This window comes from Kitasatospora sp. NPDC058184 (assembly GCF_042883725.1).
Lineage (GTDB): Bacteria > Actinomycetota > Actinomycetes > Streptomycetales > Streptomycetaceae > Kitasatospora.
In genome coordinates this window covers 329,374-350,307 of record NZ_JBHVVE010000005.1, presented here as the reverse complement: position 1 = coordinate 350,307, position 20,934 = coordinate 329,374, and the positions used below count along the sequence as shown (strand labels likewise).

General features: G+C 72.4%; 13 protein-coding genes. 7 read left to right on the top strand and 6 right to left on the bottom strand.

The genetic code is table 11. The features are described from left to right. Positions 1 to 84: 84 nt before the first annotated feature. The 3 genes from ACFVXH_RS12330 (at position 85) to ACFVXH_RS12320 (ending at position 6,328) form a co-directional block, all read left to right on the top strand. Positions 85 to 438, top strand: coding sequence for an Lsr2 family protein (locus tag ACFVXH_RS12330; protein WP_049652521.1), 354 nt, complete (start codon positions 85 to 87; stop codon positions 436 to 438). Positions 439 to 1,115: 677 nt separating this feature from the next. After that, complete coding sequence (locus ACFVXH_RS12325; RefSeq protein ID WP_049652522.1) at positions 1,116 to 3,635, top strand: ATP-dependent Clp protease ATP-binding subunit; 2,520 nt, start codon at positions 1,116 to 1,118, stop codon at positions 3,633 to 3,635. Between the two features lie 344 nt (positions 3,636 to 3,979). After that, positions 3,980 to 6,328, top strand: coding sequence for an immune inhibitor A domain-containing protein (locus ACFVXH_RS12320; RefSeq protein ID WP_049652524.1), 2,349 nt, complete (start codon positions 3,980 to 3,982; stop codon positions 6,326 to 6,328). Positions 6,329 to 6,428: 100 nt separating this feature from the next. On the opposite strand, the gene ACFVXH_RS12315 is transcribed toward ACFVXH_RS12320, so the two are convergent. After that, complete coding sequence (locus ACFVXH_RS12315; protein WP_387822691.1) at positions 6,429 to 7,655, bottom strand: threonine aldolase family protein; 1,227 nt, start codon at positions 7,653 to 7,655, stop codon at positions 6,429 to 6,431. Between the two features lie 354 nt (positions 7,656 to 8,009). On the opposite strand from ACFVXH_RS12315, the gene ACFVXH_RS12310 reads away from it, so the two are divergent. Next, a complete protein-coding gene (locus ACFVXH_RS12310; RefSeq protein ID WP_375877322.1) occupies positions 8,010 to 8,942 on the top strand; it encodes a M23 family metallopeptidase in 933 nt (310 codons plus the stop codon). A 37-nt stretch (positions 8,943 to 8,979) separates the two neighbouring features. Here the strand turns inward: ACFVXH_RS12310 and ACFVXH_RS12305 are convergent, their stop codons facing one another. Continuing rightward, positions 8,980 to 9,612 carry a TetR/AcrR family transcriptional regulator gene (locus ACFVXH_RS12305; protein WP_053112112.1) on the bottom strand — a complete coding sequence of 211 codons (633 nt, stop codon included), beginning with the start codon at positions 9,610 to 9,612 and terminating at the stop codon, positions 8,980 to 8,982. A 222-nt stretch (positions 9,613 to 9,834) separates the two neighbouring features. On the opposite strand from ACFVXH_RS12305, the gene ACFVXH_RS12300 reads away from it, so the two are divergent. Continuing rightward, the gene (locus ACFVXH_RS12300) at positions 9,835 to 11,436 is read left to right on the top strand and encodes an MDR family MFS transporter (RefSeq protein WP_387822688.1); all 1,602 of its coding nucleotides are present in this window, start codon (positions 9,835 to 9,837) and stop codon (positions 11,434 to 11,436) included. Between the two features lie 65 nt (positions 11,437 to 11,501). Here ACFVXH_RS12300 and ACFVXH_RS12295 read toward each other — a convergent pair whose 3' ends face one another. Beyond that, the gene (locus tag ACFVXH_RS12295) at positions 11,502 to 12,428 is read right to left on the bottom strand and encodes an A/G-specific adenine glycosylase (protein ID WP_375877324.1); all 927 of its coding nucleotides are present in this window, start codon (positions 12,426 to 12,428) and stop codon (positions 11,502 to 11,504) included. 193 nt (positions 12,429 to 12,621) lie between these two features. On the opposite strand from ACFVXH_RS12295, the gene ACFVXH_RS12290 reads away from it, so the two are divergent. Continuing rightward, the gene (locus ACFVXH_RS12290) at positions 12,622 to 13,485 is read left to right on the top strand and encodes a hypothetical protein (protein ID WP_074001711.1); all 864 of its coding nucleotides are present in this window, start codon (positions 12,622 to 12,624) and stop codon (positions 13,483 to 13,485) included. Positions 13,486 to 13,706: 221 nt separating this feature from the next. Here ACFVXH_RS12290 and disA read toward each other — a convergent pair whose 3' ends face one another. Together disA and radA are read right to left on the bottom strand one after the other, a co-directional pair. Then, the gene (disA, locus tag ACFVXH_RS12285) at positions 13,707 to 14,765 is read right to left on the bottom strand and encodes a DNA integrity scanning diadenylate cyclase DisA (RefSeq protein WP_049659060.1); all 1,059 of its coding nucleotides are present in this window, start codon (positions 14,763 to 14,765) and stop codon (positions 13,707 to 13,709) included. 200 nt (positions 14,766 to 14,965) lie between these two features. After that, complete coding sequence (radA, locus tag ACFVXH_RS12280) at positions 14,966 to 16,489, bottom strand: DNA repair protein RadA (protein WP_375877325.1); 1,524 nt, start codon at positions 16,487 to 16,489, stop codon at positions 14,966 to 14,968. Between the two features lie 297 nt (positions 16,490 to 16,786). Between radA and ACFVXH_RS12275 the strand changes: the two genes are divergently transcribed. Next, positions 16,787 to 18,631, top strand: coding sequence for a sigma-70 family RNA polymerase sigma factor (locus ACFVXH_RS12275; RefSeq protein ID WP_387822683.1), 1,845 nt, complete (start codon positions 16,787 to 16,789; stop codon positions 18,629 to 18,631). 845 nt (positions 18,632 to 19,476) lie between these two features. Here ACFVXH_RS12275 and ACFVXH_RS12270 read toward each other — a convergent pair. Beyond that, on the bottom strand, positions 19,477 to 20,811 hold the full coding sequence (locus tag ACFVXH_RS12270) for a DUF1254 domain-containing protein (RefSeq protein WP_117488356.1): 1,335 nt from the start codon (positions 20,809 to 20,811) through the stop codon (positions 19,477 to 19,479). Positions 20,812 to 20,934: the final 123 nt, after the last annotated feature.

Genomic DNA, 20,934 nt, shown 5'->3' with positions numbered 1-20,934 from the left:
CAACCGGGTCAAGGGTTTGTGTTTTCCGGAGAAAGGCGCTTTCCTTTCCTTAGGCAATGGGTCGTTTAGCGGAAAGGGAAGCCCGTGGCACAGAGGGTGCAGGTCATTCTTGAAGACGATCTCGACGGCGGTTCGGCGGACGAGACGGTGACGTTCGCCCTCGACGGCGTTGCCTACGAGATCGACCTGAAGAGCGCCAACGCGGACAAGCTCCGCGGCCTGCTGGCGCCGTACGTGGAGAAGGGCCGCAAGCAGAGCGGCCGGCTCGCCGGTGCCCGTCGTCCGGGCCGCGGCACCGCGGCGCGTCCGGCCGGCGGCGGCGCCCCGGACACCGCCAAGATCCGCGCGTGGGCCAAGGAGCAGGGCCTGGAGGTCAACGACCGCGGCCGCGTTCCGAGCAACGTCCGCGAGGCCTACGAGAAGGCCAACGCGTCCTGATCCCGGCGCCGCGGGCCCGCCGGAGCGGGTGCGGGGCCCGGCGGCCGGGCACGGCCGCCACCATCACACGCACGGGGCGCGGAGGGGTCTCCTCCGCGCCCCGCGGCGCGTACCCGGAGGAGCCCGCCGCGGCCGGCCCCGGGGGCCGTCCCGGGCAGCGGCCCGGGTAGCGGCTCGGGTAGCGGCTCGGGCGGCGGAACAATCACGGGCCGTGCGACGCTGTAGGGGCGAAGCGGCAACGCGGACGGCACCGGGGCGACGTGCCCGGCACCCCGTCCGCCGTCGAACCGCCGTCACCGCGGCCCGACTTCTCGCCAGGCGAACACCGCCACCGCGGAAACTGCGCGAGAACCGCCCCGATACCGGGTATGAATGCAGGTGGACGGGTTCTTCGGCCCGTCCAGGGGCAGTATGTGCGACCGGCCGGAGGGGTTCCGGCGGCGGCGTCGGCGGCACGTGTTCGCCGATGGCGTAGCGGAATCCGGTGCATCCGGCCCACCTGTGGGAACACCGTTTCCCAACACCAGGTTGGGATTGGTGTCGGCTGGTCGCGCAGCATCTCGCTCCTCTACCGGGGAGTGAATCCGTGGGCCGCGCCGCTGAGCGGGACTAGCATGCGGAAGGACAGGGCGGGGACGGACCCCGAACTGCCCGACCGCTCTGAGGAGCGATAAACGATGTTCGAGAGGTTCACCGACCGCGCGCGGCGGGTTGTCGTCCTGGCTCAGGAAGAAGCCCGGATGCTCAACCACAACTACATCGGCACCGAGCACATCCTCCTGGGTCTGATCCACGAGGGCGAGGGCGTCGCCGCCAAGGCCCTGGAGAGCCTCGGGATTTCTCTTGAGGCCGTTCGCCAGCAGGTCGAGGAGATCATCGGCCAGGGTCAGCAGGCCCCGTCCGGTCACATTCCCTTCACCCCCCGGGCGAAGAAGGTCCTGGAGCTCTCGCTCCGCGAGGCCCTTCAGCTCGGCCACAACTACATCGGCACCGAGCACATCCTGCTCGGCCTGATCCGCGAGGGCGAGGGCGTCGCCGCCCAGGTCCTGGTGAAGCTGGGCGCCGACCTCAACCGGGTGCGCCAGCAGGTCATCCAGCTGCTCTCCGGCTACCAGACCGGCGGCGGCAAGGAGTCGGCCACGGCCGGCGGGCCCGCCGAGGGCACCCCGTCGACCTCCCTGGTCCTGGACCAGTTCGGCCGCAACCTCACCCAGGCCGCCCGCGAGGCCAAGCTCGACCCGGTCATCGGGCGCGAGAAGGAGATCGAGCGGGTCATGCAGGTGCTGTCCCGCCGCACCAAGAACAACCCGGTGCTGATCGGTGAGCCCGGCGTCGGCAAGACCGCCGTGGTCGAGGGCCTGGCCCAGGCGATCGTCAAGGGCGAGGTCCCGGAGACGCTCAAGGACAAGCAGCTCTACACGCTGGACCTGGGCGCCCTGGTGGCCGGCTCGCGCTACCGCGGTGACTTCGAGGAGCGCCTGAAGAAGGTGCTCAAGGAGATCCGCACCCGCGGCGACATCATCCTGTTCATCGACGAGCTGCACACCCTGGTCGGCGCGGGCGCCGCCGAGGGCGCCATCGACGCCGCCAGCATCCTCAAGCCGATGCTGGCCCGTGGCGAGCTGCAGACCATCGGTGCCACCACCCTGGACGAGTACCGCAAGCACCTGGAGAAGGACGCCGCGCTGGAGCGCCGCTTCCAGCCGATCCAGGTCGCCGAGCCCTCGCTGCCCCACACGATCGAGATCCTCAAGGGTCTGCGCGACCGCTACGAGGCCCACCACCGGGTCTCCATCACGGACTCCGCCCTGGTCGCCGCCGCCACCCTGGCCGACCGGTACATCTCGGACCGCTTCCTGCCGGACAAGGCGATCGACCTGATCGACGAGGCCGGCTCCCGAATGCGCATCCGCCGGATGACCGCGCCGCCGGACCTGCGCGAGTTCGACGAGAAGATCGCCGACGTGCGCCGCGAGAAGGAGAGCGCGATCGACGCGCAGGACTTCGAGAAGGCCGCGTCCCTGCGCGACGACGAGAAGCAGCTCCTGCAGGCCAAGGCCAAGCGCGAGAAGGAGTGGAAGGCCGGCGACATGGACGTCGTCGCGGAGGTCAACGAGGAGCTCATCGCCGAGGTCCTGGCCACCGCCACCGGCATCCCGGTCTTCAAGCTGACCGAGGAGGAGACGTCCCGCCTGCTGCGCATGGAGGACGAGCTGCACAAGCGCGTCATCGGCCAGAAGGACGCCATCAAGGCGCTCTCCCAGGCCATCCGGCGCACCCGTGCGGGCCTCAAGGACCCGAAGCGCCCCGGCGGTTCGTTCATCTTCGCCGGCCCGTCCGGTGTCGGTAAGACCGAGCTGTCCAAGACGCTGGCGGAGTTCCTGTTCGGCGACGAGGACGCGCTGATCGCGCTCGACATGTCCGAGTTCTCCGAGAAGCACACCGTCTCCCGGCTGTTCGGCTCCCCGCCCGGCTACGTGGGCTACGAGGAGGGCGGCCAGCTGACCGAGAAGGTCCGCCGCAAGCCGTTCTCGGTCGTCCTCTTCGACGAGGTCGAGAAGGCCCACCCGGACATCTTCAACTCGCTGCTGCAGATCCTGGAGGACGGTCGCCTGACCGACTCCCAGGGCCGCGTGGTCGACTTCAAGAACACCGTCATCATCATGACGACCAACCTCGGCACCCGGGACATCTCGAAGGGCTTCAACCTCGGCTTCGCGGCCGCGGGTGACACCCAGACCGGGTACGAGCGGATGAAGGCGAAGGTCGGCGAGGAGCTCAAGCAGCACTTCCGCCCCGAGTTCCTGAACCGTGTCGACGACATCGTGGTGTTCCACCAGCTGTCCGAGGAAGACATCATCCAGATCGTCGACCTCATGATCGACAAGGTGGACGAGCGGCTCAAGGACAAGGACATGGGCCTGGAGCTCAGCGTCGAGGCCAAGAAGCTGCTGGCCAAGCGCGGCTACGACCCGATCCTGGGTGCCCGTCCGCTGCGCCGCACCATCCAGCGCGAGATCGAGGACCACCTCTCCGAGAAGATCCTCTTCGGCGAGCTGCGGGCCGGCCACATCGTCGTCGTCGACGTCGAGGGCGAGGGCAAGGAAGCCAAGTTCACCTTCCGCGGCGAGGAGAAGTCGGCCGTCGCGGACACCCCGGCCGCGGTCGCCTCGTCCGGTCCGGACCTGACGAAGTAACCCAACTTTTAACAGACAACTTCACAGCCACCGAGCCCCCGGCGTTGACGCCGGGGGCTCGGTGCGTTCACTCCCGCCGCCAGCCGAACCGGTGCGGGCCGGGTCGGCTGGCCCCCGCGCTGGCTGGTGCGGGTGCGCTCGGTTTCTCACCGACCTTTCACGAACATACGGTTGACAGGCGGTCAGATGATGGGAAGTCGCGGAGGATAGCGCCGTGACCATGTCATGGTCAAGGTCTATCTTTTCCGTGCACGCTTGGATCAAATGACGTCCACCTGTCTTTCATTTTGGTTTGCCGGGCTTTGGCCAAGAGCTGGGCCCTGGTCGGGGAGGACGTCACAACGTTGAAGAACACCAGGAGAACCGCTGCGGCTGCCACGGCCGCAGCGGTCATAGTCGCGCTCGGCACGGGCCTGTTCCCGGCCTCCGCCGTCGCCGCCGGCTCGGCCCCGGTCCCGCGGGACCCGGCCGACGCCGTCCAGAACACCGAGCACAACCTTCCGGGTCCGCTGACCGCGAAGGTGGAGGCGGAGCAGAAGGCCGCCACCGAGAAGCTCCTCAACGGCACCGCCGAGGTCGAGCAGCACAACGGCAGCACCAGCGTGAAGCTCGGCAAGGACAAGTACGTCGAGCTCGCTCGCGAGCGCACGGACAAGATCTTCACCATCCTGGTCGACTTCGGTGACCAGGTGGACAACACCACCAAGACGCCGGACGGCAAGGTCAAGTACGGCGGCGAGGCCGGCCCCAAGCACAACGAGATCGAGAAGCCGGACCCGGCCACCAACAACTCGACCGAGTGGCAGGCCGACTACAACCAGCAGCACTACCAGGACCTGTACTTCGCCAAGGACAAGCCCTCGCTGAAGACCTACTACGAGAAGCAGTCCTCGGGCCGCTACTCGGTCGACGGCGTGGTCTCGGACTGGGTCCGGGTGCCGTGGAACGAGGCCCGGTACGGCTCCGACTACTGCGGCTCCAACGTCTGCGCCAGCGCCCAGGACCTGATCCGCGACGCCGTGGACATCTGGTACAAGGACCAGCAGGCCAAGGGCCAGACCGAGGCCCAGATCAAGGCCACGCTGGCCCAGTACGACCAGTGGGACCGCTACGGTTCGCACCACGACGGGAACTTCAACCAGCCCGACGGGTACATCGACCACTTCCAGATCGTGCACGCCGGCGAGGACAAGTCGGCCGGTGGCGGCAAGCAGGGCAGCAAGGCCCTGTGGGCGCACCGCTCGTACGTCTACGGCAACCTGCAGGGCACGGCCGGTCCCGAGGGCAACAAGCTCGGCGGCGTCCAGGTCGGCAACAGCGGCCTGTGGATCGGCGACTACACGATGCAGCCGGAGAACGGCGGCCTCGGCGTCTTCGCCCACGAGTACGGCCACGACCTCGGTCTGCCGGACCTCTACGACACCGCCGGCAAGGGCATCGACAACTCGGTCGGCTTCTGGTCGCTGATGTCCTCCGGTTCCTGGCTCGGCGAGGGCAAGGACAGCATCGGCGACATGCCGAACGACCTCGACGCCTGGAGCAAGTACAAGCTGGGCTGGCTGAAGGCCGACCACGCCAAGGCGGGCACCGAGTCGACCCACCACATCGGCCCGGCGGAGTACAACAGCAACCTGCCGCAGGGTCTGATCGTCGACCTGCCGAAGAAGAGCATCACCACCGAGATCAACAAGCCGTTCGGCGGCACCGGTGAGTGGTGGAGCGGCAGCGCCGACAACCTGAACGTCACGCTCACCCGTGACATCGACCTGACCGGCAAGACCAAGGCCAGCATCAACGCCAAGGCCTGGTACGAGCTGGAGCAGGACTTCGACTACGCGTTCGGCGAGGTCTCCACCGACGGCGGCAAGACCTGGACCGTCGTCGACGGCACCTGGAACGGGACCGCGCTGCCGCGCGAGAACGGCCGTCCGGCCATCAGCGGCCAGGTGGCCGCCTGGGGCGACCTGTCCTTCAACCTGGACGCCTACGCGGGCCAGAAGGTCAAGTTCCGCTACCACAACACCACCGACGGCGGCCTGCACTTCCGCGGCCTGACGCTGGACAACATCGCGGTCGTCGCCGACGGCGCCACCGTGTTCAGCGACGACGTCGAGAACGGTGACAACGGCTGGGTGGCCGACGGGTTCTCCCGCTTCGGCGGCTCGTACACCAAGGACTACGCGCAGTACTACATCGCGGAGAACCGGCAGTACGTGTCCTTCGACCAGACCCTGAAGACCGGCCCGTACAACTTCGGCTTCGCCGACAAGCCGAACTGGGTCGAGCACTACTCGTACCAGCCCGGCCTGCTGATCTGGTACTGGGACGAGTCGCAGACCGACAACAACGTCAGCGCCCACCCGGGCCAGGGCCTGATCCTGCCGGTCGACTCGCACCCGGCTCCGCTGAAGTGGACCGACGGCACCCTGATGCGTCCGCGCATGCAGGGCTACGACTCCACCTTCGGCTCGCGCCGCACCTCCGGTCTGACCCTGCACAAGGCCGGCGTCGAGACCGTCATCCCGAAGGCCAAGGGCGTCGACGAGTTCAACGACCTGAAGTCGTGGTGGAACAAGGACAACCCGTACAGCGGTGTCAACGTCCCGAAGACCGGGACCAGCATCGAGGTCGAGAACGAGTCCTCGAACTACCTGGAGACCTGGATCCGGGTCCGCCCGGTCGACAACTTCTGATCGTCGCCCCCCGGGTAGCGATCGGCCTGTGACCAGGCAGCTCTGACAACTCCACGTCCGGCCCGTCCCCGCAGCACGCGGGGGCGGGCCGGACGCTTTGTCAGGCCCGGACGGCCGGCAGCCGGTCCAGGAAGGCGGCGGAAGCCACCGCGACGTCGACGGCGGTCCAGCCGAGGGCGGACGCGGCGACCGTGACCTCGGTCACCGACAGCCCCGGCGGCCCGCCCGCGCGCCAGGCGCCGAACAGCCCGATCCCGGTGTCCTCGGCCAGCCCCAGCCCGGCCTCCTCCAACTCCCCGACCGGGTACGGCAGCCACAGCTGGAACTGGTGGGTGTGCGGCGGGGCCGGATGCACCCGGGCGCCGGGGACAGCGGCGAACGCCCGGGCCAGCGCCCCGGCGACCGTCCGGGCGTGCGCCACGTACCCGGCCAGCCGCGGCAGTTCGCGCTCCAGCCCGGCCAGCGCGGCGAGCGCGAACGGCCACTGCTGGTAGAGCTGGCCGCCGTAGCGGTGCCGCCAGGCCCGGGCGGTGCGGACGAAGCCGCCCGGGCCGGCCAGCGCGGCGCCACTGATCCCGCCGAGCGTCTTGTAGAAGGAGACGTAGACCGAGTCGGCCAGGCCGGCGAGCTCCGGCAGCGGCCGGCCGAGGGCGACCGCGGACTCCCAGATCCGGGCGCCGTCCAGGTGCAGCGCCGCGCCGTGCTCCTCCCGCACCACCGCGGCCAGCTCCACCAGCTCCGGCCAGCCGGGCAGCACGAACCCGGCGTCGCGCAGCGGCAGCTCCAGGCTCAGCGCGGCGTACGGCTCGTCCAGGGCGCGCAGCTCCTCGGCGGTGGGCTGGCGCGGCTCGGCGGTCGGCCAGAGGCTGCGCAGCCCGGTCAGCACGCCGAGCGCGTGCCGCTCGTGCCGGTCGGTGTGGGCCAGCGGGTGGGTGACCACGGTGCGGCACCCGGCGGCCTCGGCGTGGATCCGCAGGGCGATCTGCTGGGCCATCGTGCCGGTCGGGAAGAAGGCCGCGTCCTCGGTGCCGAGCAGCTCGGCGACCCGGTGCTCCAGGGTGCGGACCACGCCGTCGCCGTACTGGTCCGGGCGGCCGTCCAGGTCGGGGGCGCCGTGCGGCTCGGGGGCGGCGTCCGGGTCGGGTGCTCCGTCCGGGTCGGGGGCGGCGCCCGGCGGCGGGCCGGCCAGGTCGGCGAGGCGTTCGCGGATGCTCTGCGGCCGGGCCCCGGACAGCAGTCGCTCGCAGCCGCGCAGGGCGGCGAAGCGGCGGTCCGGCAGGCTCGGGCGGTCACCGGCGTCGGTGTCTTCGCTCCTGTTGCCATACATGGCTCGATGGTCCCGCAGCGGGCCGGACCGGTCAGCGGTGCGGACGGAAAGCGGTTCGAGCCCGCGAAACCCCGGCCGCGCGTGGTGCTGGTCACAGGCCTCCGGCACGGTACGACCGGCGGTAGTAGCGGGGCCGGGGAAGCGGCGGACGGCCCGGAGCGGTCATGGGCGATCCGATCTCATGATCATTGCTCCGTCGGTTTGAATCTCCGGCGCCACGATGACTACACGCCGTAGTACATCACCGCGTTTGGGACTCCGCCCGGTGACCGTTACACCTGAGTGGTCCCCCGCTCAGCACGCGCCCGAACGGGCGCTTCGTGCTGCCCTCGTACGATCCGTGAGGTACGGCAGATGTCCACCGTCCCACCCGTGGGGCCGGCCCTGCGCCGGCTCGCCGCCCAGGCGGCGGCCCGGGCCGCCGTCTGGCAGCCCCGGATCGGCCACGCCGTCCGCACCCAGGCCGCGCCGCTGCGCGCCCTCGGGGCGCCCCGGCACACCACCCTGCCCGGCAGCCGTCAGCGAGCCGAGCACGACCACGCGCTGGCCTCGGCCGGAGCGGTCGCCACCCTGCTCGCCGGCGTGCTGCTGGTGGCCACCCCGGGCACGGCCTCGGCGCAGACCGTACGGCCCACCACGCCGGGCAGCTCGGCCTTCACCGTGCCGCGGGCGGAGGTGCCGAGCGCGGGGCTGGTCCAGGTGGCCGGCCCCAGCCCGTACAAGCTGCCCGACGACGGCGACTCGGCGCAGGAGTTCGTGACGGTGGCGCCCAACCTGCTGCCGTTCGAACCGCCGGCACCGGAGCCGGAGCCGGATCCCGCCGACGAGCCGGCCCCGGAGGCCGGACCCGCGCCGGAGCCCGGGCCCGCGCCGACTCCCGGGTGGTCGGCCCCGGTGCCGAACGCACCGACCAGCAACCCGTACGGGAAGGCCAACCGCAGCTACGCCGCCGGTTACCACACCGGGGTGGACTTCGCGGTCTCCCCGGGCACGCCGCTGCTGGCGGTCGGCGACGCGAGCGTGGTGTCGGCCGGCTGGGACGGCGCGTACGGCAAGGAGGTCGTGCTGCGGCTGGCGGACGGGCACTTCGCGCAGTACGCCCACATGTCCTCGGTCACCGTCTCGGCGGGCCAGCGGGTGTCCGCGGGCGAGCGGATCGGGCTGTCCGGGAGCACCGGCAACTCGACCGGCCCGCACCTGCACTTCGAGATCCGCACCAGCAACCGCTACGGCGCGGTGGTCAACCCGATCGCGTACCTCGCGGGGCACGGCGTCACGGACTTCTGAGCCGCCCCGGGCGCCGGGCCCTGCGGGACCGGCGCCCTCAGCCGGTGGTGCGGGCGGGGTGGCTGATCCCGGCGCCGATCTCCAGCGCGATGTCCCGGGCCGCCCCGATCGCCTCGTCCAGGCCGGCGGGGGGCGGCTGCTCGCCCCACACGTTCGGGGTGTGGCCGCAGTCCGCCTTGTCCTGCTTGAGCAGGAACAGCGACGAGTGGACGGTGAACAGCGCCATCGCGGCCCGCAGCCGGTCGTGGAAGTCCGCCCCCGGCCCGTGCACCAGCTGCATCATGGTGATCATGCGGTCCCGGAAGGCCAGCCCGGCCGGGGACTCGCGCAGCGCGGGCTGGTTCTCGTGGAAGAAGCGCAGCAGCGGGGCCCGCTCGGCCATCCCGTCCGCGAAGCGGCGGATCAGCTCGTCGCGCATCTCCGGGCTCCAGGCCTGCTTGCGGCCCCACGCGATGGACTCGTCGATCGGCGCGGCCATCCGCTCGACGATGCCCAGGACGATGTCGTCCTTGGTCTTGAAGTGGTAGTAGAGCGCGGCCTTGGTGACGCCCAGGCGGTCGGCGATCTCGCGCAGTGAGGTCTGCTCGTAGCCCTGCTCGGCGAAGAGCTCCAGTGACACCTCGATGATGCGAGCCCGGGTGTCGCTGCGGGGGCTGTGCGGAGTGCCCATGGCCTGCCTCATGACTGCGTCGGTGACTACTGCGGACCCCGGAGCGGTGTCCGCCCCGGGCCCATTCTCCCTGCCCAGAAGGCCGGTCGGGAAACTGGCTTGACGACCGGCTAGGAAACAACCTACCGTGCCGACGGTCGATAAACTAGCCGGGCGACAAGTAAGTGAGCCGCCGCACGGCACGACGCTCCGTCCGAACCACCCTCCGGGAGACCCCACCTCATGTCACAGTCCAAGACCGCCGGCCCGGTGCCGGAGGACAAGACGACCGAGGAGGAGCAGCCGCGGTCGCCCCGCGAGATCCGCCTCGTGATGGTCGGCCTGGTCGTCACCATGCTGCTGGCCATGCTCGACAACCTGATCGTCGGCACCGCGATGCCGACCATCGTCGGCGACCTCGGCGGTGCCGAGCACCGGTCCTGGGTGGTCACCGCCTACACCCTGACCACCGCCGCCTCCACCCCGATCTGGGGCAAGCTCGGCGACATGTACGGCCGCAAGGGCAGCTTCCTCACCTCGATCGTGATCTTCCTGGTGGGTTCGGCGCTGTCCGGCCTGTCGCAGAACATGACCGAGCTGATCGGCTTCCGCGCCGTGCAGGGCCTGGGCGCCGGCGGTCTGATGGTCGGCGTCATGTCGATCATGGGCGCGCTCGTCCCGCCGCGCGACCGCGGCAAGTACCAGGGCATGTTCGCCGCGGTGATGGCCCTCGCCACCGTCGGCGGCCCGCTGGTCGGCGGCTTCATCACCGACCACCTGAACTGGCACTGGACCTTCTACATCAACCTGCCGCTCGGCGTGGTCGCGCTCGCCGTGGTCATCGTCACTCTGAAGCTGCCGAAGGTCCGCAGCACCGCCAAGATCGACTACCTGGGCGCCATCCTGCTCACCGTCGGCATCACCTCGCTGGTGCTGATGACCACCTGGGGCGGCCAGCAGTACGCCTGGGGCTCCAAGGAGATCCTCGGCCTGGTCGCGCTCTCCGTCGCCTCGCTGATCGGCTTCTGCTACGTGGAGCAGCGCGTCGAGGAGCCGATGCTGCCGCTGGCCCTGTTCAAGAACCTGAACTTCACCCTGGTCTCGATCATCGGCTTCATCGTCGGCTTCGTGATGTTCGGCTCGACGTTCTTCCTGCCGTTCTACCAGCAGATCGTCCAGGGTGCCTCGGCGACCAACTCCGGCCTGCTGCTGATGCCGTTGATGTTCGGCATGCTGGTGGTCTCGCTGGTCGTCGGCCAGGCCGTCACCAAGACCGGGAAGTACCGGATCTACCCGATCATCGGCACCATCGTGATGACCGGTGGCATGATCCTGCTCTCCACCATGGGCGTCGGGACCAGCAGCTTCACCTCGGCCTGCTGGATGGTCGTACTCGGCGCCGGCATGGGCTTCCTGATGCAGATCACCATGCTGGTCGCGCAGAACAGCGTCGAGCTCAAGGACATGGGCGTGGCCAGCTCCACCGCCACCCTGTTCCGCACCATCGGCGGCTCCTTCGGTGTCGCGCTGTTCGGCGCGCTGTTCAACAACCGGGTGAAGGACACCATGACCGCGCGGCTGGGCGAGCAGGCCTCGGCCGGCGGCGGGGCCAAGGACCCGGGCGAGATGAGCCCGGCCGAACTGCGCAAGCTGCCGGAGCACGTCCAGGACGCCTTCCACCACGCGGTGTCCAACGGCACTCACACCGTCTTCCTGTGGGGCGCCGGGTTGGCCGTGGTCGCGATCGCCGCCGCGGTGTTCATGCGCGAGGTGCCGCTGCGCGGTACCGGCACGGGCAAGGCGGACAAGTCCGCCGAGGCCTCGCTGGAGGCGGCGGCCGTCTGACGGTCCCCGCGCACGAAGGCGCCCCCGGGAGGTCCTCTCCCGGGGGCGCCTTCGTGTTCCGCCGCCTACTGGGGCAGCCGGTAGACGCCCTGCTCGACCGGCTCGACCAGGCCGTCCGCCACCAGGCCGTCCAGCGCCCGGGCCCGCTGCACCGAGTCCGGCCAGACCGCGTCCAGCCGGGCCTGCGGCACCGTTCCGTGCGCCTCGCGCAGCACCGCGAGCAGCTTGCCGCGCACCTGGCGGTCCGTCCCCTCGTAGGACTGGCCGCGCCGGGCCGGGCCCTCGTACGGCGGGCGGCCGGCCCGCTGCCAGGCGCAGGTGGTGAACAGCGGGCAGTCCCCGCACTCCGGGCCGCGGGCGGTGCAGACCAGCGCGCCCAGCTCCATCACGCCGACCGCCCAGGTGGCGGCCGTCTCGGCGTCGTCCGGCAGCAGCGCGGTGGCGGTGCGGCGCTCGGCGGCGGTGGTGGCCTGGGCCGGGTACTCGACGCCGGTCACCGCGCGGGCGAAGACCCGGCGGACGTTGGTGTCCAGCACCACGTGCCGCTGGCGGAAGGCGAAGGAGGCGACGGCGGCGGCGGTGTACTCCCCCACGCCGGGCAGCGAGAGCAGGGTGGCGTGGTCGTCCGGGACCTCGCCGTCGTGCTGCTCGGTGATCGCCACCGCGGCCGCGTGCAAGCGCAGCGCCCGGCGCGGGTAGCCCAGCCGGCCCCACATCCGGACCGCCTCGCCGGGCGCGTCGGCGGCGAGGTCGGCCGGGGTCGGCCAGCGGGTGAGCCAGGCCTCCCAGGCGGGCAGCACGCGCTTGACCGGGGTCTGCTGGAGCATGAACTCGCTCACCATGACCGCCCAGGGCGTCGCGTCGGGGGTCCGCCAGGGCAGGTCCCGCTTGCTCGCCTCGTACCAGTCCAGGACGGTCGAGTGGAACAGCGGCAGGGGCATCGGCGGCCGGGCGGCGTCGGCGGCGGTGGCAGGGGTGGTGATGGCAGTCATGGCCCTTCGATCCTCCCATGCCCGCCGACCGGGCCGAAGTGGATCAGTCTGCTCCGGACCGACCGGCGGACCGACCGGAAATCGTCCGATTGGGGCTCGCTCGAACGGATCAAATGGCGGATCATGTGAAGGAAGGGGCGACTGTGCGGTGTTGGTGAGTCAATCGCCACACACAGTCTCGTAGAGTTTGGTCGTGCCTTCTCTGCGTCAACCCGTCGGACCACTGCCGGCCTCGATCTACTGGCGTCGGCGCGTCATCGTGCTCGTCGCCGTCGCGGCGGTCGTCGCCCTGATCGCCTGGCTGATGATCGATCAGGGCGGGGGCGGTGACGGCGGCTCACCGGGCAACGCCGCACAGGCCGTTCCCTCCCAGTCCCAGAACCAGACACCGGCTCAGGCGATCACGCCCGGCGCCTCACCGAGCGGCCCCGCGGCGCGCCCGGGCGGCGGCTCCGGGGGCGGACCGGTGGCGGGCGGTGGCGGCACCGAGGTCAACCTCAGCGGCGGCACCGGCGCCGGCGGCGCCAACCCGGCCCCCGGGGGCGGCGCCGCGCCGGCGACCGGCGGCGGCACCGGAGGCGGCACGGGCGGCTCCGGCGGTACGGGCGGCGGCGCTCCGCCGGTCAACACCCCCGAGGTCATGGCGCTGCCGGTCTGCGCCTCCTCGCAGGTGGCGCTGGAGCTGGCCGGCACCCAGAACTCGTACCAGCCCAAGGACAAGCCCCGGCTGGCGCTGACGGTCAAGAACTCCTCCGGCACCAACTGCCGGGTGGACCTGGGCCGCACCGCCTCCGTGATCACGGTGAGCGGCAGCAACAACGACCGGGTCTGGTCCTCCGGCGACTGCCCGACCGACAAGGGCAGCATCTGGGTGCAGCTCGGCGCGAACGGCAACCAGACCGAGACCTTCACCTGGGACCGCAGCCGCAGCAAGCCGCAGTGCGCGACCGCCGACCAGACGCCGCCGCCGAGCGGCACCTACGTGGTGCTCGCGGAGCTCACCGGGCTCTCCGGGGACAAGGTCTCGGCGCGGGCCTCGATCCGGCTGGACGGCTGAGAACCGGTCACCTTCCTTCGGAGCCCCCGGCCGTCGCTCGGCCGGGGGCTCCGCCGTGTCCGGGGTGCCGGGCGGGGGCGGACGGCGGACGCGGGCGGGGGCGGACGCGGGCGGGGTGCGCGGGGCGGGCCGGGGTGCGGTGCGGACGTGCGACGGCCCCCGGGGAGGTTCCCCCCGGGGGCCGTCGCGGTGTTCGGGTGTCCGTACGGTGGCGCGTCCGGTCAGACGTAGCGCTCCAGGATGGACGATTCGGCAAGGCGGGACAGGCCCTCGCGGACCGAGCGGGCGCGGGTCTCGCCGACGCCCTCGACGGTCTGCAGGTCGTCGATGCTCGCGGCGAGCAGCTTCTGGAGGCCGCCGAAGTGCTCGACCAGGCGCTCTATGACCGTGTTGGGCAGGCGCGGGATCTTCGCCAGCAGGCGGTAGCCGCGCGGCGAGACGGCCGAGTCCAGCGACTCCGGCGAGCCCGAGTAGCCGAGCGCCTTGGCGACGGTCTGGAGGTCCAGCAGCTCGGCGTGGGTGAGCGCCTCCAGGTCGGCCAGCACCTCGGTGACCGTCCGGCCCTTCTTGGCGGCCCGCTCCGGGAAGTAGTCCCGGGCGACCAGCTCGCGCTCCGGCTCCACGCCCGCGATCAGCTCGTCCAGCTGGAGCGAGAGCAGTCGGCCGTCGATGCCGAGCTCCAGCACGTAGCCGGCGATCTCGGTGGCGATCAGCCGGACCATCTCCAGGCGCTGGGCCACGGCGGTGACGTCCCGGACCGTCACCAGGTCCTCGATCTCCAGCGCGGAGAGCGTTCCGGCCACCTCGTCCAGGCGCAGCTTGTAGCGCTCCAGGGTGGCCAGCGCCTGGTTGGCGCGGGACAGGACGGTGGTGGAGTCCTCCAGGACCCGGCGGGTGCCGTTGACGTACATCGCGATCAGCCGCATCGAGTGCGAGACCGCGACCACCGGGTAGCCCGTCTGCCGGTTGACCCGCTCGGCGGTGCGGTGGCGGGTGCCGGTCTCGTCGGTCGGGATGGTCGAGTCCGGCATCAGGTGCACGCCGGCCCGGACGATCTTGGTGATGTCCTTGTCGAGCACCACCGCGCCGTCCAGCTTGCACAGCTCGCGCAGCCGGGTGGCGCTGAACTCGACGTCCAGGACGAAGCCGCCGGTGCACAGGGACTCGACGGTCCGGTCGAAGCCCAGCACGATCAGACCGCCGGTGTTGGCCCGCAGGACCCGCTCCAGACCGTCACGAAGCGCGGTACCGGGCGCGATGGCGGTGAGGGAGGCCCGCAGCAGGGCCTCCTCGCGGGAGGCCTTGTCCGCCCCCCGGTCGCTGGCTGCCACGTGACTCCTCCGGTCGACCCGTGCCGCGCGCCTCACGCCGTGCGCCGGTCCGCGGTCTGTTGCTCTGTCGCTCAGTACCGCTCGGTACTGCCTTCTGGCCAATGAGACTGGGGAAAGTCTAACTGTGTGTGGCCTCGGCAGGGCTTGGGTCAGCGCAGTTCGTCGGAGTCGAGCGGCTCCCAGCCGTCCATCAGCTCCTCGGGGTACGCCGCCGGGCGGTCCGCGGCCCGGGCGGAACGCGGGGACGGCGGCGCCGACGGTGCCTCACCGCGCGGCTCGGTGCGCGGCTTGGCGGCCGAACGGCGGCGGCCCGGGATGGCCCGCAGCGCCTCGCCGATGTCGGCCACCTCGACCACCTTCATGCCCGGCGGCACCTTGCCCGGGTCCGGCGGGACCAGGGCGTGGGTGAAGCCCAGCCGGTGCGCCTCGGCGAGCCGCCGCTGCACACCCGTCACCCGCCGTACCTCGCCCGCCAGGCCGACCTCGCCGATCGCCACCAGGTTGCTGGGCAGCGGGGTGTCGGTGGAGGAGCTGGCCACCGCGAGCGCCACCGCGAGGTCCGCGGAGGGCTCGGTCAGCTTCACCCCGCCGACCGTCGCGGTGTAGATGTCCTGCTTGCCGAGCTTCACCCCGCCGTGCCGCTCGACCACGGCCAGGATCATCGCGATCCGGGGGGACTCCAGGCCCGAGGTGGTGCGCCGCGGGGAGGGGATCTGCGAATCCACCATCAGCGCCTGCACCTCGGCCACCAGCGGGCGCTTGCCCTCCAGGGTGACGGTGAGGCAGGTGCCCGGGACGGGCTTGTCACGCCTGGTCAGGAAGAGGCCGGACGGGTCGGCCAGGCCGACGATGCCCTCGTCGTGCAGCTCGAAGCAGCCGACCTCGTCGGTGGCGCCGTAACGGTTCTTGACCCCGCGGATCAGCCGCAGCCGGGCGTGCCGGTCGCCCTCGAAGCTCAGCACCACGTCCACCAGGTGCTCCAACAGGCGCGGACCGGCGATCTGGCCGTCCTTGGTGACGTGGCCGACCAGCAGGGTGGCCATGCCGCGCTCCTTCGACGCCCGGATCAGCGCGCCCGCCACCTCGCGGACCTGGGCCGGGCCGCCGGGGGCGCCGTCCAGCTCGGCGGAGGCGATGGTCTGCACCGAGTCCAGGATCAGCAGGCCGGGGTTGACCGCCTCGATGTGCCCGAGCACCGCGCCGAGATCCTGCTCGGCGGCGAGGTAGAGGTGCTCGGAGAGGGCGTTGATCCGGTCCGCGCGCAGCCGGACCTGGCCGGCCGACTCCTCGCCGGTGACGTAGAGCGTGCGGTGCTGCGCGGTGGCCGCCTTGGCGGCGACGTCCAGCAGCAGGGTGGACTTGCCGACGCCGGGCTCGCCGGCCAGCAGCACCACCGCGCCGGGCACCAGGCCGCCGCCGAGCACCCGGTCCAGCTCCGGCACGCCCGTCGAACGGGCCGTCGCGACCTGGCCGTCCACCTGGGCGATCGGGCGGGCGGGCGCGCTGACCGGGCCGGCGGCCGTGGTGCGGATCGGCACCGCGCCGTACTCCTCGACCGTGCCCCAGGCGTTGCACTCCGGGCAGCGGCCGACCCACTTGGGCAGCTGGTTGCCGCACTCGGTGCAGCGGTACGCCGGGCGGGGCTTGGCGGTGGTCTTGGAACGCGGAGGCATGCCGCCCACCGTAGCGTCCGGGTCCGACAACGGCGGCAGCGTCCGGGTCCGGGTCGGGGCCGACGACCAGGGTCCGCGGGCGGGCCGGCCGCGCGTCCACACAGATGGGCGATGTTGTTACCCGAAAGAAGTACATACGCGGCGAATGGCCGGGGTCAGCCGTCCGCGTTCTCTACCGTCGGACGGGTGACGACGAGAACTGTGGGGCCGGACGGGCCTGCCCGGTCGACCCGATCGGTCAGGCCGGGCAGGTCGGGTAGACCTGCCGGGTCGGGCGGGTCCGGCGGGTCAGCCGGGGTGCGGGCCGCCGCCGTGCTCGCGGCGTACGACCGGCAGCTGGACGGCCTGTTCACCTACTGCCTCTCGGTGCTCTGCGAGCACGACGCGGCCGCCGACGCCCTGCGCGAGGTCCGCGAGCTGGCACGACGGCACGGCGCCCGGCTGGCCGAGCCCGGGCTGCTGCGCGCCTGGCTGTTCTCCCTCGCCCGGTACTGCTGTCTGCGCCGGCTCGCCGGCGACGCCCCGGGTCCGACCGGTGCCGAGGCCAGGCTGACCACCCGGGCCGAGCCCGGCGAGGCCGAGGCGGCCCGGCGGCGGCGCGAGCTCTCCTCGCTCGCCTGGCCCGAGGCGGCCGGCACCGACCCGGAACAGCGCGAGGCGCTGGAGCTGTCCGTCCGGCACCGGCTGACCCCGCTCGAAGTGGCGGCCGTACTGGGCCAGCCGTTCGAACGGACCCGCGCGCTGCTGGCCGCGGCCGAGGCCGAGGTCGCCCGGACCAGGGCGGCGCTGCTGGTGCTCGGCGTGGGCAGCTGCCCGGAACTGGACCGGCTCGGCGGGGCCGGGGCGGAGTCCTGGCGGGACTGGGTGCTCGGCCCGGCGCTGCGCCGGGAGCTGGTGCAGCACGTGGTGGACTGCCCGACCTGCCGGGGGACGGCGGAACGGGTGGCCGCGGGCGAGGCGGCGGAGGGTACGGCGGGGGCGGCGGGGCTGTCCGGGTTGGCGCTGCTGCGGGCTCCGGCGGACCTCCTCGGGGACGTCGCGGTCACCGGCGGGGCTGCCGCGGTCACCGGCGGGGCGGCTGCTCCGGCGGCGGCTGCTCGGGCTGTGGGTCCTCGGGTAGCGGGTGCTCGGGGCGCGGAGCCGGGGCTGCGGTTCGACCAGAGCGGCTTCCCCCGGCACCGGGCGCCGGACGCGGGGCGCGGGTTGGCGGTGCGTCGGCGGGTGGTGACCACCGGCGTGCTGGCGGCCGTACTGGCGGCGCCGGTGATCGCTCTCTGGGCCGGGCACCGGGGCGGTGTCGGGTCGGGGTCGGCGGCCTCGGTGTCGGCGGTACGGGTGGACGCGGCCGGGCAGCCGACCGGGCAGCGGCCCCGGCCCGCGGTGGACGGCCCGGCTGGGGCGGGTGCGCCCGGCATGCCCGGGATGGAGCTGGCGGGGGCCGGGCCCGGGATGGTCGCGGGCGGTGCCCGCGGAAGCGATGCAGAAACGTTGCCTCCCGGATTTCCGCGGCTCACCTTCCAGGGCGCGGCCATCCCGGTCCCGGCCCACGGCGCCACCCCGCTCAGCAGCCCGACCCTGGTCGCCGCACCGGCCCCGGCTGCCGACCAGGCCTCCACGACGGGCACCGGCGAGCCGGCCCCGGCCGGGCTGCTCACCGTCGAGGCCGGCGAGTACGGCAGCCGGACCATCCTCACCCTCACCAACTCCGGCGCCACGGAGATCCGTTGGCACGCGGTGACGGACGCCGGCTGGCTCCGGCTCAGCCGCGACGCCGGCACCCTGGCGCCCGGCCAGCGGATCACCGTGATCGTCACCGTGGACGAGGACCAGGCGCCGACGACCCACTGGACCGCCCGGATCGCTCTGCCGCCCTCCCAGGCGGTGGTCACCCTGGAGGGCGGGCCGCACAACCGAGGCGGCTCCGCCTCCTCCCCGGCCGATCCGTCACCGTCGTCGACGCCGTCCTCGACGCCGGCGACACCGGTGCCCAGCGGTTCCACCACCACCTCGCCCACGGCGGCACCCACCGCGTCCCCGTCGCCCTCCGGCCCACCGACGAGCACCCCGTCCCCCTCGGGCACAGCGACGAGCTCCTCGCCACATCCGACAGGCACGGCAACGGCCTCCCCGTCGCCGCACTAACGGCCCGCGCAACGCGGCAGCCCTCCCTCCCGGTCAGCACCCGGAGGGCACGGGCGCGCGAGAAGTCGACCTGGCCGACTTCTCGCGCGCGGCGAGGGCGGGCCAGGGGCCGAATATGTAGACCGACCGCCATAATCCCGCCCGCAGTAGCCGGCAAGGCCGCACAGGAAGTCGGCCCACCCGACTTCCCGCGCAACACCAGCGGGCAAATACACCGACCTGCGTGCTTCTCCAGAGCCCCAGGCCGAGGATGCACGAAAAGTCGACCCGGCCGACTTCTCATGCGCAACAGGGCCCAGCCTGGCTGGTTTTGTAGACCGACCTGCATATTTCACCGGCCAGCCCGAAGCCGGGAGCGCGCGAGAAGTCGACCAGGCCGACTTCTCGCGCGCGGCGAGGGCGGGCCAGGGGCCGAATACGTAGACCGACCGCCATAATTCCGCCCGCAAAACCGGGAACGCACGAGAAGTCGGCCCACCCGACTTCTCGTGCGCGGCGGGATCCGAGGTGCTGGCGGGGCGTGCGGAGTGGGGCCCGAGGTGGGTGGCGGCGGGGCGGGCGCAGCAGGGACCCGGGGTGGGAGCCGGGATCGCGGCGGAGCGTGCGTGGTAGGTCCGGGGTGACGGTGGGGCGTGCGCGGTAGGGGCCGGGGTGCTGGCGGGTTGGGGTCTGGGGGTGGCGGGGCGTGCGGGGGTGGGAGCTCGGGTGGCGGGGTGTGCGCGGCGGGGTCACGGGGCAGCGCGGCTTGCGGGGTGGGAGCTGGGGCGGCGGCGCAGCGGGCGCGGTAGGGGCCGGGGTGCCAGCGGGTTGTCCGGGGCGGCGGGGCGGGGTGGGCCCGGGGGGAGTCAGAGGCGGTGGATCGGGGGGACTTGGTAGGTGCCGTCAAGGACGGCGGGTTCGGGTTGGTAGATGCGGAGGATGGGGCGGAACTCGCCGGGTGGGGTGGGGAGCCAGTTGGCGGCGGCGGTCGGGTCCTCGGGCTGGTCGTGCCGGAGGGTCAGGGTGAGGGAGCCGTCCTCGCCGTGGACCAGTCCTGGGGTGCGGTCGCCGATCGAGTAGCGGTCGATCGGGTTCTCCACCAGGTAGTAGTCCGGGACGGAGTACATCGTGACGGACCAGAACGCCCCGGCCGGGGGCGGCTGGTCGAAGCGCAGGGTGTAGTCGTGGAGGCCGGTGAGGGGGCGGCCGTCGGAGTCGTCGTAGGTCATCGCGTACGAGGCCTCGTAGGCGTGGTTGCCCCAGAGGCCGGCCCGGGCGGCGGCGGCCCGGCTGAGGTAGGCGGCGCGGCGGTCGGGGATGCGCCACTCGGGGTCGTCGAGGGTGCCGGGGCCCAGGTGGTCGGTGTTGTAGTCGAAGAGGTGGAGCGCGCTGCGCCACTCGCCGGGCGGGTGGTCCTCGGGCGGGCGGGTGGCGTCCTCGACCCGTTCGCGGCCGGCGGCCAGGCCCTTGGCCAGCGCCAGTGTCCATTCGGCGGCGGCCGCGCGGTACGGCGAGGCACCGTCGTCGAGCAGGCCGAGCGGGGCGAAGCGGCGCTGGTACTCGATGTCGGCGGTGGCGGGCGGGAAGGCCTGCATCCAGACCCGCAGCCGCTCGAAGAAGGCCAGCCGCTCGGGGACGTCCGCGTCCGGTTCGGGGAGTCCGGCGACCAGGCCTCCGGGTTCCAGCGGTTCCAGTTCGAGGGCGGCCTGGAGGGCCCGGACCCGGGGGAAGTCGTCCGGGCCGGCGCAGGCGAAGCGGCCGACGAGGGTGCCGACGGTGGTCGGCAGTTCGATCACCCGGTCGGGGTCCGAGGGGGTGCCGTGCCAGCCGGGCGGGACGATCAGCCAGGTCTGCGCGCCGGTGCCGGTGGCCCGGCGGCCGAGGTAGGCGACGTTGTCCGTCCAGGCGTCGATGATCTGCAGCACGTAGTAGGCGCCGGCGGTGTCCGGGACGCGCAGCACCTGCGGGCCCTCGGAGAGGTCGAGCTGGGCGATCGAGTAGACCGTGTCGTTGTTGACCGAGACGAAGCGGTCGGCCGGACCGGCCAGCCGGGTGGCGTGGCTGAGGTGGTTGAACGGCGCCGCCGGCAGGGTGCCCAGGCCACCGCGGTCGAAGCGCTCGACCATGGTGAGGCCGGCGACCAGCGGGTAGCCGTAGACGTACGCGTCGGCGGCCAGGGCCTCCAGCTCGGGCTGGTTCATCACGGGTCCTTCGTCCGGGGCGGGCAGCCGGTCGGCGGGGGCGGCGCCGCCGGCACGGCACCGGTGGGACGCTCGACGCCGGCGGGCCGTCGGTGCCGGCGCGGCGGGCGGGTCCGCCGTGCG